General features: G+C 68.1%; 19 protein-coding genes. 7 read left to right on the top strand and 12 right to left on the bottom strand.

Annotation, left to right across the window (positions count from 1 at the left end):
- Positions 1–50 precede the first annotated feature (50 nt).
- Complete coding sequence (locus tag OG817_RS03260; protein WP_406052027.1) at positions 51–947, top strand: helix-turn-helix domain-containing protein; 897 nt, start codon at positions 51–53, stop codon at positions 945–947.
- 12 nt (positions 948–959) lie between these two features.
- On the opposite strand, the gene OG817_RS03255 is transcribed toward OG817_RS03260, so the two are convergent.
- The 5 genes from OG817_RS03255 to OG817_RS03235 all read right to left on the bottom strand — a co-directional run bounded on the left by OG817_RS03255 (position 960) and on the right by OG817_RS03235 (position 6,976).
- Positions 960–2,468: a carboxylesterase/lipase family protein gene (locus tag OG817_RS03255; RefSeq protein ID WP_406052025.1), complete on the bottom strand. Its 1,509-nt coding sequence runs from the start codon at positions 2,466–2,468 to the stop codon at positions 960–962.
- Between the two features lie 147 nt (positions 2,469–2,615).
- Positions 2,616–3,443, bottom strand: coding sequence for a carbohydrate ABC transporter permease (locus tag OG817_RS03250; protein WP_360444606.1), 828 nt, complete (start codon positions 3,441–3,443; stop codon positions 2,616–2,618).
- On the bottom strand, positions 3,440–4,381 hold the full coding sequence (locus OG817_RS03245; protein ID WP_360444609.1) for a sugar ABC transporter permease: 942 nt from the start codon (positions 4,379–4,381) through the stop codon (positions 3,440–3,442). Before OG817_RS03245 ends, OG817_RS03250 begins: the two co-directional genes overlap by 4 nt.
- 27 nt (positions 4,382–4,408) lie before the next feature.
- Positions 4,409–5,797, bottom strand: coding sequence for an extracellular solute-binding protein (locus OG817_RS03240; RefSeq protein WP_406052023.1), 1,389 nt, complete (start codon positions 5,795–5,797; stop codon positions 4,409–4,411).
- Between the two features lie 183 nt (positions 5,798–5,980).
- Positions 5,981–6,976: a hypothetical protein gene (locus OG817_RS03235; protein ID WP_406052021.1), complete on the bottom strand. Its 996-nt coding sequence runs from the start codon at positions 6,974–6,976 to the stop codon at positions 5,981–5,983.
- A gap of 106 nt (positions 6,977–7,082) precedes the next feature.
- Here OG817_RS03235 and OG817_RS03230 point away from each other — a divergent pair, with 106 nt between their 5' ends.
- The 3 genes from OG817_RS03230 to OG817_RS03220 all read left to right on the top strand — a co-directional run bounded on the left by OG817_RS03230 (position 7,083) and on the right by OG817_RS03220 (position 11,045).
- Complete coding sequence (locus OG817_RS03230; protein WP_396396648.1) at positions 7,083–7,679, top strand: TetR/AcrR family transcriptional regulator; 597 nt, start codon at positions 7,083–7,085, stop codon at positions 7,677–7,679.
- Between the two features lie 100 nt (positions 7,680–7,779).
- On the top strand, positions 7,780–8,562 hold the full coding sequence (locus OG817_RS03225; RefSeq protein ID WP_406057653.1) for an ABC transporter ATP-binding protein: 783 nt from the start codon (positions 7,780–7,782) through the stop codon (positions 8,560–8,562).
- The gene (locus OG817_RS03220) at positions 8,559–11,045 is read left to right on the top strand and encodes an ABC transporter permease (RefSeq protein ID WP_406052019.1); all 2,487 of its coding nucleotides are present in this window, start codon (positions 8,559–8,561) and stop codon (positions 11,043–11,045) included. The genes OG817_RS03225 and OG817_RS03220 overlap by 4 nt, the downstream gene beginning before the upstream one ends.
- Here the strand turns inward: OG817_RS03220 and OG817_RS03215 are convergent.
- The 4 genes from OG817_RS03215 to OG817_RS03200 form a co-directional block, all read right to left on the bottom strand.
- Positions 10,980–11,510, bottom strand: a complete 531-nt coding sequence (locus OG817_RS03215) for a hypothetical protein (RefSeq protein WP_406052018.1) — start codon at positions 11,508–11,510, stop codon at positions 10,980–10,982. The two genes, OG817_RS03220 and OG817_RS03215, sit on opposite strands and share 66 nt — an antisense overlap.
- Before the next feature lie 111 nt (positions 11,511–11,621).
- Complete coding sequence (locus tag OG817_RS03210; RefSeq protein ID WP_406052016.1) at positions 11,622–12,236, bottom strand: NADPH-dependent FMN reductase; 615 nt, start codon at positions 12,234–12,236, stop codon at positions 11,622–11,624.
- 57 nt (positions 12,237–12,293) lie between these two features.
- Positions 12,294–12,971 carry a DedA family protein gene (locus OG817_RS03205; protein ID WP_406052015.1) on the bottom strand — a complete coding sequence of 226 codons (678 nt, stop codon included), beginning with the start codon at positions 12,969–12,971 and terminating at the stop codon, positions 12,294–12,296.
- Positions 12,972–13,072: 101 nt separating this feature from the next.
- A complete protein-coding gene (locus tag OG817_RS03200; RefSeq protein WP_406052014.1) occupies positions 13,073–13,822 on the bottom strand; it encodes an SDR family oxidoreductase in 750 nt (249 codons plus the stop codon).
- Positions 13,823–13,855: 33 nt separating this feature from the next.
- On the opposite strand from OG817_RS03200, the gene OG817_RS03195 reads away from it, so the two are divergent.
- Both OG817_RS03195 and OG817_RS03190 read left to right on the top strand, forming a co-directional pair.
- Positions 13,856–14,431: a TetR/AcrR family transcriptional regulator gene (locus OG817_RS03195; protein WP_406052013.1), complete on the top strand. Its 576-nt coding sequence runs from the start codon at positions 13,856–13,858 to the stop codon at positions 14,429–14,431.
- A 19-nt stretch (positions 14,432–14,450) separates the two neighbouring features.
- On the top strand, positions 14,451–14,756 hold the full coding sequence (locus OG817_RS03190) for an ArsR/SmtB family transcription factor (protein WP_406052012.1): 306 nt from the start codon (positions 14,451–14,453) through the stop codon (positions 14,754–14,756).
- A gap of 1 nt (position 14,757) precedes the next feature.
- On the opposite strand, the gene OG817_RS03185 is transcribed toward OG817_RS03190, so the two are convergent.
- A complete protein-coding gene (locus tag OG817_RS03185) occupies positions 14,758–15,378 on the bottom strand; it encodes a hypothetical protein (protein ID WP_396396660.1) in 621 nt (206 codons plus the stop codon).
- A 97-nt stretch (positions 15,379–15,475) separates the two neighbouring features.
- On the opposite strand from OG817_RS03185, the gene OG817_RS03180 reads away from it, so the two are divergent.
- Positions 15,476–16,258, top strand: coding sequence for a hypothetical protein (locus OG817_RS03180; protein ID WP_406052011.1), 783 nt, complete (start codon positions 15,476–15,478; stop codon positions 16,256–16,258).
- On the opposite strand, the gene OG817_RS03175 is transcribed toward OG817_RS03180, so the two are convergent.
- Together OG817_RS03175 and OG817_RS03170 are read right to left on the bottom strand one after the other, a co-directional pair.
- Positions 16,255–16,605, bottom strand: a complete 351-nt coding sequence (locus OG817_RS03175) for a VOC family protein (protein ID WP_360444649.1) — start codon at positions 16,603–16,605, stop codon at positions 16,255–16,257. The genes OG817_RS03180 and OG817_RS03175 overlap by 4 nt on opposite strands.
- A gap of 3 nt (positions 16,606–16,608) precedes the next feature.
- Positions 16,609–17,439 carry a MerR family transcriptional regulator gene (locus tag OG817_RS03170; protein ID WP_406052010.1) on the bottom strand — a complete coding sequence of 277 codons (831 nt, stop codon included), beginning with the start codon at positions 17,437–17,439 and terminating at the stop codon, positions 16,609–16,611.
- Positions 17,440–17,516 lie beyond the last annotated feature (77 nt).

Here is a 17,516-nt window from a genome sequence, read left to right as displayed (position 1 = left end):
GTTCTGACAGAACCCCCCTCGCCGGCAACCGGGTTCGTACGCTGGAAGGCATGGGTACCGAGAACCGGAAGCAGGTGCGCGACTTCCTCGTCAGCCGGCGGGGAAAGGTCACCCCGGAGCAGGCTGGGCTGCAGCACTACGGGGGTAATCGGCGCGTACCGGGCCTGCGCCGCGAGGAAGTCGCGATGCTGGCCGGACTCAGCGTCGACTACTACGCGCGGATCGAGAAGGGCAACATCTCCGGCGTCTCCGAGACCGTACTGCACGGCATCTCCGACGCTCTTCAGCTCGACGAGGCCGAGCGCACGTACCTGTTCGATCTCGCCCGCACCGCGAATTCCAGCAGCCGAACTCCTCGCCGGGAACCCGCACGGCGAGTCCGGCCCGCCGTTCAGCGGATCCTCGACGGAATGGCGGCCACACCCGCGCTCGTCCGCAACGGCCGCCTCGACATCCTCGCCGCCAACGCGCTCGGCCGGGCTCTGTTCGCACCGATCTTCGACAGCGCTGTCAGCGCTCCCGGCCGAGCACCGAACTTCGCCCGATTCGGCTTCCTCGACCCCAACGCCCGCGATTTCTACCCCGACTGGGCTCTGTCGGCCAACACCAACGTCGCCATCCTGCGCACCGAGGCCGGCCGCGATCCGTACAACCAGGACCTCACCGAGTTGATCGGCGAACTCAGCACCCGCAGCGACGACTTCCGCACCCGCTGGGCCGACCAGAACGTCCGCCTGCACCGCACCGGTACCAAGAGCTTCCGCCACCCCATCGTCGGCGAACTCACCCTGGACTTCGAAGCCCTGGAACTGTCCGCCGACGCCGGCCTCACCCTCACCGTCTACACCCCCGAACCAGCCTCACCATCTGCCGACGCCCTCAACCTCCTCGGCAGCTGGATTTCGAGTGCTACTGCAAGAGAGCAACCGACTTCCGGTACTGCGTGAAGCCTTCGATCGTTACCGGTCGATCAGTGGGAGGGCTGGGAAGGTGTGGTGCTGCCACAGGAGGCGGGAGGCTTCCTCTGGGTAGGTGGTGACGGTGGAGTGGGAGTCGAGGAGTTGGACGAGGCGTTGGTCGTCGTACGTCGGCCAGCCGGGGTCGCCGTTGGTGGCGAAGGACGTCCAGGCGGTGCGGATCCGTGCGGACAGCGCCTCCGCCTCCGCGGAAGGGGGATCGCCGATCAGTAAGGCGGGCTGGCCGCTGCTCAGGTTGCCGAAGACGAGGGGTACGTCGAGGCCGTGGCAGGCACCGAGTCCGCCGCCCAAGCCCGGGGCGGGCCAGGTCAGCTCGTAGAAGTGAGTGCGTCCGCCCGAGTTGGCGTGCGCCTGGGCGAGGTGGAGCGTCGGCATGCGGAACAGCCAGTCGGAGTTGACCAATTCATAGAGCTCCTCCGGGCCGGCGGCCGGGAACGCCTCGCGGTAGCTGCGGGCGCCGTCCGGGGCGAGGGTCCGCAACGCAGTCTCGGCCTGCTCCTCGGTCACCTGGCCCAGCACGCCCTCGATCAGGCTGAACAGCCGGTGCTCGTCACGGACATGCCCGATCAGTAGATCGACGTCCCGGCAGGCACCGTTGGCCAAAGCCTCCCACGGCGTCGCCGGGAGTACGTCGCCGTCGACCACGGGAGCGTACGGGATCCGCCGGTAGGTGATCGGGCCCCAACGGTCCTTCCACTCATCCATCTTCGCGAACACGGCGTCGCCCGCGGCGGACAACAGAGCCGGCTCCACGGCGGACAGATCGGCCATCGTTGGCCGCACCCCCAATTCGGCAGCGCAGGCGGCGGCGATGTCGGCGGCAAGCTCCGGCGAGAAGAACGTCCCCGGCACGCTTTGTGCGACGGCCCGACGGAACAGCCCGGCCGCCCGCGGCATGGCCAGTAGCGCGGCGACCGATCCGCCACCCGCCGACTGGCCGAAGACCGTCACCCGATCCGGGTCACCGCCGAAGCCCCGGATGTTGTCGCGCACCCACTCCAGCGCGGCGACCTGGTCGAGCAGACCCCGGTTGGCAGGGGCGCCGTCGATCTGCACGAACCCTTCCACGCCCAGCCGATAGTTGAGCGTCACCACGACCACACCGCCAGCAGCCAGCCGACCACCATCGAACTCCGGAAGACTGGATGTGCCGACCGCGTAGCCACCGCCCGGAATCCACACCAGCACAGGCAAACCGGCCCCCGGCGCAGGATCCGACGACCACACGTTCACCGAAAGCCAGTCGTCGCCCGCACCCTCCTCCGTGCGCGCACCCGTCGCAAGCACGCCGGCCTGCGGAGGCGGCGGCCCGTACGAATCCGCCGCCCGCACCCCCGTCCAACCACCCACAGCCCGCGGCGCCGCAAACCGCAGCTCACCGACCGGCGGCTCGGCATACGGCACACCCCGAAAGACCGCCACCCCCGCCGCCCACCCCCCACGCAACACCCCAGCCCCCGTACGAACCTCAGGCTCCGCGCTGACGGTCATGGCCGTCTCCCTCCACGAATCGGGCGAGAACAACCAACGCCCCGACCCGCGGATAATCCCACCGAGTCGCCCCACCAGCCAGCCATTTACAGCCGCAGGCAGCCGGAGGGCAGCCGCCGGGAGCGGTGTCCTTCGCGAGCGGTGTCCTTAGCCCTTGATGGCGCCGCCGAGGGCGAAGGCGCCGCCTAGTTTCTTGCTGAGGAGGAGGTAGAGGAGGAGGACGGGCATGGTGTAGATCAGGGAGTACGCCGCCAGCTGCCCGTAGTTCGGCTCGCCGTACTGCCCGAAGAACGTGAAGATGCTGACCGAGGCAGGCAAGCGTTCGGGCGACAGCAACAACATGAACGGGACGAAGAAGTTCCCCCACATGCCGATGAAGGTGAAGATCAGCACCACGGCGATCCCGGGCCACATCAGCGGCAGCACGATCCGTGCCAGCGCCTGCATGTTGCCGGCACCGTCCACCCAGGCCGCTTCCTCGAGCGAGATCGGTACGCCGTCCATGAACGTCTTGGTCAGCCAGATCGCAAACGGCAGCGAGGCGGTCGCCATGAACATGATCGTGCCGCCGAGCGTGTCCACCAGGTTCAGCTGCACGAACAGGCCGTAGACCGGCACCATGACGGCGGTGATCGGCAGCCCGGTGCAGAACAGGACGGTCAGCAGGAACGGCCGGTTGAACTTCGACTTGAAGCGGGACAGCGGGTACGCCGCCAGGACCGCACAGATCATCGTCAGCAGGGCCGCACCACCGCACAGCACGATGCCGTTGAGCACCGGCCGGTACGTCGTGTCGGTGTTCAGCACCGCCTTGAAGTTGCCGAGCGTCGGATGCGTCGGGAACTCGACCCGCAGACCCGCGGTCCGGTTGATCGACGCGAACAGCACCCACAGCAACGGCAGCACGAACAGCACGCCGATCGCCAGCAACACCAGGTTGCCGGCCACCTTGCTGATCCGGTCGCGGGCTATCACGCTGCCTCCGAGTTGAGTCCACGCAGGTAGATCAGCGAGAAGACCGCGCCGATCGCCAGCATCACCAGGGCGATCGCCGTGCCGTAGCCGATCTGGGAGAAGCTGAACGCCTGCTCGTACATGTACAGCGGCAACGTCTGGCTCTTCGTGCCAGGGCCGCCGCGGGTCATCGCGTAGATCAGGCCGAAGACGCTCAGCGTCTGCAGCGTGATCAGCATCAGGTTGGTCATGACCGCCCGGCTGATCATCGGCAGCGTGACGAACAGCAGCCGCCGCCAGCCGGAGGCGCCGTCCATCTCGGCCGACTCCTCGATCTCCTTGGGTACTTCGCTCAACGCGGCGGAGTACACGAGCATCGAGAACGCCGTACCGCGCCAGATGTTGGCCAGCGACACCGCGATGATCGGTGCCGCGTACAACCAGTCCTGGCCGGGCAGGCCGACCGCGTGCAGCATCACGTTCAGCGTGCCCTCGTCGTTGAAGAACGCGCTGAGCAGGTACGCCGCCACCACCTCGGGCAGCACCCACGCACCGATGACCGCGGTCCCGACGAAGTTCCGGACCACCTTCGTGGACCGGCGCATCAGCAGCGACAGGCCGAGCCCGAGAGTGTTCTGGCCGATGATCGCGGAGATCAGCGTGAACACCAGGGTCAGCCAGATCGCGTTGGTGAACGCGCCGCTGCCGAAGGCCTTACGGAAGTTGTCCAGGCCAACGAACTTCACGTTCGCCGCACCTGTGCCGGTCAACGCCATGTTGGTGAACGCGGCGTACAGGCAGTAGATGATCGGGCCGGCCAGGAAGACCAGCATCAACCCGATCGCCGGGCTCAACGGCAACATCCGGAACAGCTTCGCGGCCTTCGGCCGCCCGCTCTTCCCGGCGGACTTGCCGGGAGGAGCGGATGCGGCCGAAGTGGGAGCGACAGTCGTCGTCACGTGGGAGATTCCTTCGCCGGGCCGGGGTTACTGGCCCTGAGTGGTCTTGTCCTTGCCGACGATGCCTTCGACCGCTTCGTCGTACGTCTTCGCGGCATCATCCGGCGAGGACTGGCCGGTCATCACCGCCTCCATCGCGGTGATGATCTCGTTGGAGACCTTCGGGTACTCGGCGTACGCCGGCCGGTACACGGTGACGGAGACCAGGTCGGTGAAGAACTGGGTGCTCTTCGAGGAGCTCTTGTAGCCGGCGTCGCTGGCGACGTCCTTGCGGACCGCGATCTGCGCGCCGTCGGTGGCGTACTTGGCCGCGTTCTTCTGGGTCTGCAGGGTCTTGATGAGGTTCCAGGCCGCGTCGGGGTTCTTCGACTTGGCCGGGATCGCCCAGGTCCAGCCACCGGAGAGGCTGACCTTGCCCTTGCCGCTGCCGTCCTGGGTCGGCATCGCGGTCTGGCCCATTACGTCGGTCCACTGCGGCCACGGCTTCGCACCGGTCTTCTGCCAGTTGCCGTAGATCCAGGAGCCGTCCAGCGCGATCGCGAGCTTGCCGCCCGGCAGCAGTTCGGTGCCGACCTTGCTGCCCATGTTCGGGTCGAGCGCCTGCTTCGGCGACGGGCCGAGGCCCTCGGAGTAGACGGTCTTGACGAAGTTCAGCGCATCCTTGAAGCCCTGGCTGCCGACGACCCACTTCTGCTGGTCGTTGTTGTACAGCGTGTCCTTGGTGCCGTACAGCAGCATCTCGAAGCCCTGCATGGCCGAGGCTTCACCCATCGGCTTGCCGGAGTACACGTTCATCGGGATGACGCCGGGGACCTTCTGCTTGATGGTCCGAGCGGCGGACAGTACGTCGTCCCACGACTTCGGCTGCCAGTCGGCGGGGAGCCCGGCCTTCGCGAAGAGCTGTTTGTTGTACCACAGTGCGCGAGTGTCGGTGCCGTCCGGGATGCCGTACGTCTTGCCGTCCAGCGCCTTCGCCGCGCCCTTGGCGGTCTCCTCGAACTGGCCCCACTGGTCCCAGTTCTTGATGTAGTCGTCGAGCGGCCGCAGGTAGCCCGCGGTGATGTCGGAGTTGATCAGGAACGTGTCTTCGTACACCACGTCCGGGGCGGTGTTCGGCGACCGCATCATCAGCTGGAGCTTGGTGTAGTAGTCGTTCTCACTGGCGACGATCGGCAGGATCTCGACCTTCGACCCGGGGTTGGCCGCCTCGTACTCGGCCTTCACACCGGTCAGGAAGTTCTTCATCACGACGCCCGGGCCCCACTGCTGGTAGGCGATCTTGATGTTCGCCGGGCCGGCGCTCTGCGAGCTGCCCGCCTCCGGCTGCTTGGTCGTCGAACCCTGGCTGCAGGCCGAGACCGCCAGCAAAAGCAACGCGCTCACGGCGGCCGCTGCCTTGAAACGTTTCCTTGTCATCACGTCCACCTTCGGGCAATCGTTGTCATCCCGGTACCCCGACCGAAATCCAGCGGTCAATGTCGCGACGGTAGGAGGCCCGGGGCCGGGAAGTCAATGCTTGACAGACAACGTTGTCGCCGCCGGTACGCCTCGACGCGGCCACCGGAGCGTAACAATCCGATCACCGCGCCGGGACTTTGTTCAGACAGTAACGGGCTTCGCGTCGTGGCGGGCGTGTACGACGCGCTGCGACCTCATCGCGCCGAGTGAACAGAACAGCAGCCCGGCGACCAGCCAGCACCCGAGGACGAGCAGCGGACGCCCGACTCCCGCGCCGTCGAAGAAGCTTACCGAACGTAGCGCCGTACCCGCGGCGCCTGGCGGCAACAGCTGGCCCAGAGCACCCCAACCGCTCGGCAGCATTTCTGGTGCACTCGTCAGACCTGACAGCGGGTTGCCGAGCAACATCATCACTGCGGCTCCGAGCGCGAGCCCCGCCGTACCGAGCAGCCACTCCAGACCGAGCAGCGTCAGGCTCACGGCCGCGATCGACAACGCGATCACGCCGGAGTTGGCCAGGTAGCTGCCCGCGAACGAGCCGAGCCAGTACTGCAGTACGGCGGCCAGCGCAAGACCGCCCGTGATCGAGAACACGATGGCACCGACCATGCGCCGCCGACCCGACCGCACCAACTGGGTCAGCGCGCCGGCCGCGATGATCCCACCGAGCACGAGCGGCAATGCACCCGCGGCCAGACCGGCACCCCGCGGATCGTCTTTCGGCAGTGGTACGACGTCGGTGAGCTTTGGCGGATTGTCCGGCGACAACCGGCTCGACAGCTGTGTGAGGATCTGCGCGACCGCGGGAGCGCCGGCCGACGCGGTCAGCAGCTCGGGCTGCTGCGGGTCGAGCACGATCGCGCCGTACACGTCCCGATCCTGGATCTTCTGCACCGCGGTGGCCCGATCCGGTACGGCGGTGACCTCGAAACCACCGGGCATCGCCTGCTCGAGACCGCTCTCGACCTGGGCGACGGCCGGCGCGGGACCGGCCACGGCGAGCGGGACGTTGCGCGGTTCGGACCGTGCGGCCGGCCAGGCGAACGCGATCAGCAGGACAGTGAGCAGTGCGGTCAGCATGAGTACGACCGCGACCACAGGCGGCCGACGGCGGTCGCCCTGCACCTCAGCGGACATGAGGAGGACTCCTTCGTTAAAACCGAATGATCGTTCTTTATTGATTCGAGCCTGGAACATCGAAGGGCAACTTGTCAAGAACGGACATTCGTTTTATGTTCGCGCTATGCCGAAGGTCACGGAGGAACACCGCGTGGCGCGCCGGGCGCAGATCGTCGCCGCGGCCCGTACCTGCGTGGTCGAGCAGGGTTTCCACAAGACGACGATGGCCGACGTGATCCGTGCGTCCGGCCTGTCCGCCGGCGCGGTCTACGGCTACTTCAAGAGCAAGGAGGAGATCGTCGCGGCCATCGCCGAGGAAGCCCTCGGCACCGTCGACGAACTTTTCGAGAAGATCCTCACGACCGAGCAACCACTGACGCCGCTGGCCGCACTGGAGGCGGCGCTCAACCACGCGGTCTCCATCGCCGAACGGCCCGGCGGCGACGTCACCAGGGTCGCGGTCCAGGCGTGGGCCGAGGCGCTGCACAACCCCGCCATCCTGGACATCGCCGGCGGGAAGTACCTGCTGCTCCGGGAGCACTTCGAGGACGTCGTACGCCGGGCCCAGGCCGACGGCACCGTCGACCCGGACACCGACCCCAAGTACATCGCCCAGGTCATGTTCGGCATGCTGCCGGGCTTCGTGCTCCAGCGCCTGCTCATCGGCGACGTCACCCCGGACACCTACACCGCCGGACTGAAGGCCCTGTTCCGCCCCTGACGGGGGTGGACTTTCACCCACCCTGAGCGGCGGTCCAGCACCCTGGGGGGACCGGTCCCGGCTCCGTAGCGTCAACGGCATGACGAAGACGACGCGACGGATGAGGCGCGCGCAGGAAGCGGCCGCCACGAGCGACCACTCGGTGCTCCTGCAGGACGTACGACGGGTCTACGGTCGCGGCGGCAACGCGGTCACCGCCCTCAACGGCATCTCCATCGGTTTCGCCCGCGGCACTTTCACCGCGGTGATGGGACCGTCCGGCTCCGGCAAGAGCACGTTCCTGCACTGCGCCGCCGGTCTCGACCGGCCGACGTCGGGCAGCGTGCTGATCGACGGCCAGCCGTTGGCCGACCTGAACGAGCGCAAGCTCACCGAGCTGCGCCGCGACCGGATCGGCTTCGTGTTCCAGTCGTTCAACCTGCTGCCCGCGCTGACGGTCTGGCAGAACGTCTGCCTGCCGCTGGAACTGGACGGCCGCCGCCCGAACCGCGCCGCGGTCCGTCAGGTCCTCGACCGCGTCGGCCTCGGTGATCGCCACAAGCACCGCCCCGGCGAGCTGTCCGGCGGTCAGCAGCAGCGCGTCGCGATCGCGCGCGCACTGGTCGCCCGGCCGGCGGTGATCTTCGCCGACGAGCCGACCGGCGCCCTGGACACCCAGACCGCTGCCGACGTCCTTCAGTTGCTGCGTGAGCCGGTCCGCACGCAGGGCCAGACGGTGGTGATGGTCACCCACGACCCGGTCGCCGCCTCGTACGCCGACCAGGTCGTGTTCCTGGCCGACGGCGTACTGGCCGGCAGTCTGTTCGCGCCGACGGCCGAGGCCGTGGCGGACCGGATGACCCACCTCGGCGCGCGGTCCAACCTGCAGGTCGTGGCCCGATGATGCGCCTGGCCGTCCGCACTCTGCGATTCCGCAAGGGCGGCTTCATCGCCACTTTCGTGGCGGTCGTGTTCGGTACCGCGATCGTGATGGCCTGCGGCGGTCTGATGGAGACCGGGATCCGCTCCAACGTCTCCCCCGAACGCCTCGCCGCCGCCCCTATCGTTGTCACCGGCAAGCAGTCGCACCTGCGGCCGGGCGCCGAGGACGCGACAGCGCTGCCCGAGCGTGTCGGCGTTCCGACCGACCTTGCTTCCAGGATTCGTTCTGTCGAAGGGGTTTCGGACGCGATCGGCGACCTGACCTTCCCCGCTTCGGTCCTCGGCTCCAGTGGTCTCACGGTTGCTGAAGGCCACAACTGGTCGTCCGCCACACTGGCGCCGTACAAACTGACCTCCGGTCGTGCGCCGACCGCTGGTCAGGTCGTCAGCACGACAGCGGGCACGAAGGTCGGTGACCGGGTCACCTATGTCATCGACGGCAATCCTGAGACTTTCACGGTCAGCGGCATCGCGCAGGGCCCTGCCGGGCATGCGTTCTTCTCCGACCATGAGGCCCGCCAGCTGGCCGGCAATCCCGCGCGGTTCGCGGACGTCGGCGTACTGCTTGATCCTGGCACCGATGTCGACAAGGTGAAGGACCGGATCAAGGCGATCGACGGTGGCATCACCGTCAGCACCGGCATCGACCGTGGTCTGGCCGAGCACCCTGGCACCGAGGCGCAGCGTGTCGCGCTGATCTCCATCGCCGGCTCCTTCGGCGGCATCGCGGCGATGACGATGATGTTCGTGGTCGCGTCCACGCTGGCGCTGTCGGCACAGCACCGCGAGCGCGAGTTCGCCCTGCTGCGCGGTATCGGTACGACGCCCGGCCAGGTTCGCCGGATGATCCTTGGCGAGTCCATGCTGGTGTCGATCCCGGCGGTCTTGGTCGGCGTGGTGCCTGGCGTCTTCCTGGGCCGGTTCCTGTTCGAGGAGTTGGGCTCGCACGGCGTCGCGTCGCCGGTGGTCGAGTTCTCCCAGGGCATGATCCCGTTCGCGGCCGGCGCGGGCGCCGCTGTTCTCGCGGCCATCGGTGCGGCCCTGATCACGGCCCGCAAGTCGGCGAAGATCAAGCCGGTCGAGGCGCTGGTCGAGGCGTCGTTGCAACGGAAGTGGTTCGGCTGGATCCGTCTGCTCTTCGGCCTGCTGGCCCTCGGCGGTGGACTGGCGCTGCTCATCGTCACCGCAACCGTGATGACAGGTCCGCTCGCCGGTGCCACCGCCGGCCCGTCCGTACTCTGCTGGGCAATCGGCGTCGCTCTGCTCGGCCCGTTCTGGACCAAGGCTGTGCTTGCGATCTGGCGGTGGCCCGTGCAACTGCTGACCCGGGTGAACGGGCGGCTGGCGATCCGCAACGTCACAGCACGATCGGTCGCGATGTCGGCCGCGGTCATGCCGGTGATGCTTGCCGTCGGCATCTCGACCGCCAACCTCTATATGCAGACCACTCAGATGGATGCGGCGTCCGAGGCCTTCACCCGTGATCTGAAAGCCGACACCGTGCTGGTCTCCGAGGCCGGTATGTCGCCCGCGCTGGTCGACCAGGTCCGTGCGGTTCCCGGTGTGGCGAGTGCCTCGGCGTTCGTCCGCAGTACCGGCGTGATCGACGAGCCTCGCAACGCTCCGTTCGACGAGGACGGCGCGCCTCTGCTCGGCGTGGATGCCCAAGGCAAGGACGGTACGGCTCCGGTGCAGGTGACCAGTGGATCGCTTGCCGGCCTGACCGGATCGACCGTGGCGCTGCCCGACTACGTCGCGGGGAAGATGGACCGTGGAGTCGGTTCGGACATCACCATGACGCTCGGCGACGGGACCTCGGTGAAGCTGCGGGTGGTCGCCACATTCGCGGCCGAGCGCGGCTACGAGAGCATCATCCTGCCGGCCACGCTGGTCGCCGCGCACACCACCGACGGTCTGACCAAGCAGATCCTGGTTCGCTCCGCACCAGGTGCCGACGTACGGCCGGCGCTCGCGAAGGTAGCTGCCACGCATCCCGGCGTACAGGTCGCCGATCGGGACACTCTGGTCGCCGCGAACGCCGAGGACCTGCAGACACAGGCGTGGGTCAACTACATGCTGGTCGGCATGCTGATCGCCTACACCGCGGTCTCGGTCGTCAACACGCTGGTCTCCACCACGTTGCGGCGCCGCCGCGAGTTCGCTCTGCAGCGGCTCACCGGTTCGACCCGCATGCAGGTCCTGCGCATGCTCACCACCGAGAGCACGCTGGTCACCCTGGCCGGCATCACTCTCGGCACCCTGGTCGCCCTGGCCTGCCTGCTCCCGTTCTCGGCCGCCGTCTCCACCAGCGCCATCCCCACCGGACCGCTGTGGATCTTCCTGGTGATCGTCGGCGCCGCCGCCGTACTCACCTTTGGCTCAACGCTGCTCCCGGCCACCGCCGCCCTCCGCCACTCCCCCACCCAACCCACCCACGCCGACTGATCGAGCCAGACAGGTCAGCAGGAGAGGAATCGGATCGCCCGGCAGTCGCCACAGACCGTCGTCGCCCAGCGCCATCCGCGGATGGCGCTGGCGCAGGTCCACCGGCAGTTCGTCCAACCGCTCGATCCGCAACCCAGCACCGGCGAGCGCCGTCACCAGCCCACCCACCGTCCACGGCCAGGTGCTCTGCACGTGCGCCGGAAGCTCTTGCCCGGTATAGCTCGCCGCCACTTCCCGATCGGCCGCCCCGGTCCGGAAGTACGACGTACTGATCCGCAACTCGCCGTCGACGAGACTCTGCATCGGATGGAACTCGGCGACGAACAACACGCCGCCGGGACGCAGCAGCCGCGCCACCACCCGAGCCCACTCGGCGAGATCCGGCAGCCAGATCAACACCCCGGTACGTCGCCACCACCACGTCGTACGACTCGGCCTCGAGTATGCCGGCCACGTCGTACACATCACGTCCAGGGTCGGCCACCGGGGCCGCGCACAGGATCTGGGAACCACGGACACGACATGACCTGTACGCAGTCACCAGAAGGTGTTCACGGTCGCGCCCGCCGACCGCAGCTAGTGGGCAGGTGTGGGCTCTGCGATTGGTTGGAGGGCGATCGTGGTGGCCTGGATGATGCCGGCGTTGTCGCGGATCCAGCCCGACAGCACCACCTGGAGATCCTCGAGATCGCGCTCCTCCAGGATCACGCCAGGTACCGGCACACTCGCCGCCAACTCGGCCAGCACCGGCCGCAAGTGCTGATCCGCCAGCAACTTGTGGCTGGGCGCAGCGGACACCGTGACCGGCACCACCACCGCGCCCGCCAGCGCCTGTGGCCGCAACACATCCAGGAAGCTCTTCAGCAGTCCGGTGTAACTGCCCTTGTAGACCGGGGTCGCGATCACGATCACGGACGCCGAAGACACGAGGTCGATCGCGCTCTCCAACGCAGCCCGCTGCTGCTCGCCGGCGTTCTCCCCCTGGAAGATCGCCGGCGCGAACGTCACCAGGTCGACCAGTTCGTCGATCCGGTACGGCGTACCGAGCTCGGAGGCGAGCAACTCCGCAACCGACGCCGCGGCCGCGGCCGTCCGCGAGCCCGGTCTCGGGTTGCCGACCACGGTGACGACTGACTGCGGCCAGACCGGTGGATCCGGAACGACCTGCGGTTCGAACGCGACTGAAGGCATCTGATCCAGCTCCTGAACTCGGTGGTGATGGATCGAGCCTAATCAAAGTCGAGCGCTCTACTCGACTTTCTCAGATACCGAACGCCGGCCGCGGAGCTTCACCACCACGAACCAGACCACCGCCGCGACCGCAGCAGCGATCACGACCCACTGGAAGACACCCACCGACGACTCCACGACCTGCCACCGCTCACCGAGTTGGTAGCCGGCGACGATCAGCAACGAGTTCCAGATCAGGCTTCCCAGTGCGGTCAGCACCAGGAACAACGACACCGGCATCCGCTCCACGCCGGCCGGCACCGAGATCAGGCTGCGCACCACCGGCACCAATCGACCGATCAGCACCGCCTGCGGCCCGTGCCGGGTGAACCAGGTCTCGGCCTTGTCCACGTCCTCGAGCTTCACCAGCGGCAACTTCCGCGCCACCGCTCTGGTGCGATCACGGCCGAGCCCCGCACCCACTCCGTACAGAGCAAGTGCGCCAACGATCGAGCCGAGCGTGGTGAACACGATCGCGCTCACCAGCCCGAGATCGCCGCGGCTGGCCGCGAACCCCGCCAGCGGCAGGATGACCTCACTCGGCAACGGTGGAAAGAGATTCTCCAGCGCCACCGCAAGTCCGGCACCTGGTGCACCGAGCCGCTCCATCATGTCGATGGCCCAGCCGGCCACTCCTCCGGTCGGCTCCTGCGTCGCCTGCAGCGCGGTCATCATCACCTGATTCGTCGTGAACATGCGGACGACGGTAGGTGCGCGAACACCTCCCCACACTGGGGCCAACCACCGTCCCGGGCCGGGTTTTCCACCGTACCGACCGGGGGAAAACCCCACCCCGCTCAGCCGAATCGCGGCCCGAGGAACAGCCCGCCGCTGGCGTCCACGGTCTGCCCGGTGATCCAGCGAGCATCGTCGGAGGCGAGGAACGCGACCACCTCGGCGACGTCCTCGCCGCGACCGAGCCGGCCGAGCGACGTGTTCTGAGTGACGAAGTCGACGAGCCCCGGCGTCTCGAAGAACGCGCCGTTCGCCTCGGTCCGGGTCGCGCCCGGCGACACCGCGTTGACAGTGATGTTCCGGGGACCGAGCGCATGCGCGAGCGTCATGGTCATCGTCTCCACCGCACCCTTCGTCATCGCGAACGACGTCTGGATCGGGTTCGCGAAGCGAGTGGCACTCGACGAGAGCGAGATGATCCGGCCACCATCACGCAGTACCGGAAGCAGCCGCTGGATCAGGAAGTACGGCGCTCTGACGTTGACAGCGAAGAGCGCATCGAACCCAGCCTCGGTGTCGGTCTCGATCGGACCGGCCGGAGGCGCCGCCGCGTTGTTGACCAGCACATCCAGGGACCGGCCGGCCAGGCCGTCCGAGAGCTGCCCGAACACCTCGTCGGCATCACCGGGGACGCCGAGCTCAGCCCCGATCAGAAAGCCACGACCCCCGATCCGTTCAAGCGTTTCCTCGGCGCCCGCCTTGTCGCGGTGATAGTGCACCGCCACCTCGGTACCCACCGCAGCCAGCCGCTCCGCGATCGCACGACCGATCCCGCGCGAGGCGCCGGTCACCAACGCCACCCTCTGGTTCATGTTAGAAACTATCATGTTGTTAGTATCTACCACATGAGTCTGAGGGACCGCCAGCGAGCCGAGACCAGGCACCGGATCCAGCGGCAGGCGATCAGGTTGTTCGTCGACCGCGGGTACGACGCGACCACGGTGAACGACGTCGCCGCCGCGGCCGGCGTCTCCGCGATGACGGTCTACCGGCATTTCCCCACCAAGGAAGACCTCGTCCTGTACGACGACTTCGACCAACTGGCCGCGGCGACGATCAGCGAACTTCCCGCGACCGGCTCACTGGCGGACCGGATCGGCCGCACGGTGCTGGCGACGTTCGACCTGGCCGACACGCACGATCGGGAGATCCTGCTCGACCGGCTCCGGCTGATGATCTCGACACCAGCCCTCCAGGCCCGCCACCTGGACAGCCAGTACCGCCTCCAGGAGGCCTTCGTCACCGGGATCGGCGCCGGCGCTGACGACCCCACCGCGGAGTTCCAGACCCGCGCGGCCGCCGGAGCCGTCCTCGGCGTCGCCTACACCGCCCTGCTCCGCTGGGCGGCCGAGGACGGCGAGAGCAGCCTGCCCGAACTCTTCCGCGAGGCCTTCACCAGCACCTTCGGGCAATCGCTCTGAGCGGACGTATATTCCTCATATGGCAACTACCTTCGAGGTGCTGGCGGAGCCGCGGCGGCGGGAGATCCTCGACCTGTTGCGGACCGGAGAGCGACCGGTCGGGGAACTCGTGGAGCAACTGGAGCTGAGCCAACCCGCGGTGTCGAAGCATCTGAAAGTCCTGCGCGACGCCGGGCTGGTGGAGGTCCGCCAGGACGCGCAACGCCGCTGGTACCGCCTCCGCCCCGCGCCGCTCGCCGAGATCGACGCCTGGCTCGAGCCGTACCGCGACCTGTGGCACCACCGCCTCGACGCCCTCGAAGCCCACCTCGACCGGATGGACTGAGTCAGGTCAGCTCGGGGACGCGCAGGTGGGCGATCACAAGCTCGAACTCACCGGTGTCGAGGACCTGTGCGCCGGCGTCCTTGCTGGTGGCGGCGCGCATCGAGGCGGCGGCCTCGCCGTTGGCGTCCATCGCCTCCCGGCTGTCATAGGTCACCGACGAGACGGCCCGGCCGGACGCGCGGTCGACCAGCAGGCTGGCGCTGCAGAATCCGGCCAGGTCCTCGAGCCGCGGCAGTGAGGCCAAGCGGTAGACGTCGATCGCCCGCTCCAGCGTCGCCGGGTCGACCTTCACCCATGTCGCCCGGATGCACGCACCGGCGACCGAGCGGTGATCCCGATGCAGTACGGCGATCTCCCACTCCTGAACCTGCGGACTGCCACCGAGTGTCCGCGCGAGCCGCTCCCGGACCGGCCGTAACTCTTCGTCGGTCGCACGCATCGCCTGCTCCGACCGCCAAGCGGTGGTGGTGATGCACTGACCGGACTCCCGGTCCGCCATCATCGACAGGCCGATGCAGCCCTCCATCTCCATGAGAGTGGGCATCACGTCGTCGCGCACCTGTGCGACACCTGCGTCGATCGACATCAGCATCGCGTTGATCGTGGTGGAACGCGCGTACATGCTCCACCCCCTTACCGTCAGGGCGGCACCCCCGGGCAGTGCCACCGGTCTGATCCCACAGTCCTCCGCCTGCACCACCAGCACAAGGGAGGGATGGTTGACTGGCCCGATGGGAATCCCCGGCACCTCCGACGCCGAGCTCGGCCAGGCGCGCGCCACCCGCTGGTGGGTCCGCGGACGACGGATCGGATCGATCGAGCGGGCCGCGAAGTTCGTCGACGACGTCGGTTTCGCGCTGCTCTTCCCTGCGCCGCGCACCGTCGTACCCTCCTTGTGGGAGGCGGTCGCCGGGGAGGACGAGGAGCCTTTCGGCAGCGGCATGGGCACGAACGAGCAACGCGTCTGGACCTGGAAGGACGAACTCCCCCGGCGCGGCCTCGCCTGGTACGGCGCCTACCTCGGCAGCCGCGGGTCCTTCCTGTCGCCGGAGCTGCTGAGGGCGCTCTACCCAGCGCCGGGCGACCCCAGCGACCACCTGTTCCTGGAACTGTCGCCGACGGCACATGAGATCGCCGACGCGATCGCGGCCGAGCCGTTGCCGAGTGCCACCCTGCGGGCCCTGATCGGCAACAAGAGCCGCTATCAACGGGCGATCACCGAGCTGCAGCGCAATCTGCTGGTGACCACCGCAGGTGTTCACGAGACCGGATCCGGCTGGCCGGCGGCGCTGATCGCGCTCACCTGTCATCAGTTCGACGTCGGTGGCGCCACCGATCACACGCTCGCCACCGGACGATTCCTCGACACCATGGTCGCCACCACACCAGGCGAGCTCGCCCGCGCCTTCCGGTGGCCGGTGGCGCAGGCGCGAGCCCGCCTGGAGGAGCAGGTCGACGCCGACCGGGCGACCTTCGACGGCGTCCGCTACGTGGCCGGTTAGCGGACCTCGGCCAGGTCGAAGACGTTGCCCTCGGGGTCGGCGAGCGTGATCCAGTGGGCGCCGTACTCGTCGTGTTCGTCGTGACGCTTCGCGCCGAGTGCGATCAGGCGGTCGACCTCGGCGGACCAGTCGGCAGTGGCCAGGTCGAGGTGCAGCCGGTTCTTGCCGACGCGCGGCTCGGGGACCTGGAGGAACATCAGCGTCGGGCCGTCCGCGGCTTTGTTCACGGTGGCGAAGAACTCGTTGCCACCGGCATCGACCTCCGACGACAGCACGCCGGCCCAGAAGGTGGCGAGCGCGGTGGCGTCGGAGCTGTCGAAGACGACGTTCTCGAGAGCGATGGACATGGATCAGCCTTTCGTGACAGGGGATGTGGGGATCTGGCGGATCGGCCAGCAGATCTCGGTGCGGTAGCTCGCCGGGTCGGGGCCGTCCCCCGGGCCGACGGCGTACAACTCACGGATCGGGCCCGGCGCGACCTCGCAGTGCTCCGCGACATGGCTGCCGAGCGCTCCGTAGCTGAGGTCGAAGTCGGTGAGCGGCCCGCTGTGGACGGCGATCGCGAAGAACCCGCCGGGAAGGTCGACCAGTTCGACACCTTCGGCCGGCGCCTGGTCCGGCGCAACCGGCAGGAACGCGACCACCTGACCAGAATCCTCGGTGAAGAACTCATCGCTGTACGTCGCTCCGGACGTCGCGAGGATGCCGTCGCGGGCGGCGATCGCGCCGAGCCGCCCGAACGCGAACTCGCACCACTCCCCGATCCCCTCCCGCTCGACGTGACCGGAGACGCCGTACGCGCGGAACGCGGGGATGAACCGATACTCGACGGCGAGCTCGGCCGGCTCGAGGGTCAGCATCTCGCGTAGCGACGTGACCACGTCACGGGTGTGGGCGAGCTCCCGCTCCATCCGGTCCAGGTGCGCGCGGAGCGTCTCCTCCCGGGTGCCACCGCCGGCCGCGTCGACGACCGCCCGGACCTCCGGCAGCGGCATCCGCAGCTCGCGCAGTCGCCGGATCAGCTGGGCGACCTCGACCTGAGTCGTCTCGTACCGCCGGTAGCCGGACGACGGGTCGACCGACGCCGGCGCGAGCAGGCCGATCTCGTGGTAGTGATGCAGGGTCTTCACACTCAGATGGGTCAAGCGGGAGAACTCGCCGACCGTCACCGTTGCCGTCATGAACCCACCATCCACCCTCCGGTAACCGGAGAGTCAAACCGAAGCCGGCGCCGCCCGGGAACAAGGCGACGCCGGCT

Origin of the sequence: Kribbella sp. NBC_00889 (assembly GCF_045207705.1) — a bacterium.
Lineage (GTDB): Bacteria > Actinomycetota > Actinomycetes > Propionibacteriales > Kribbellaceae > Kribbella.
This window is presented reverse-complemented; position numbering and strand designations above follow the sequence as displayed.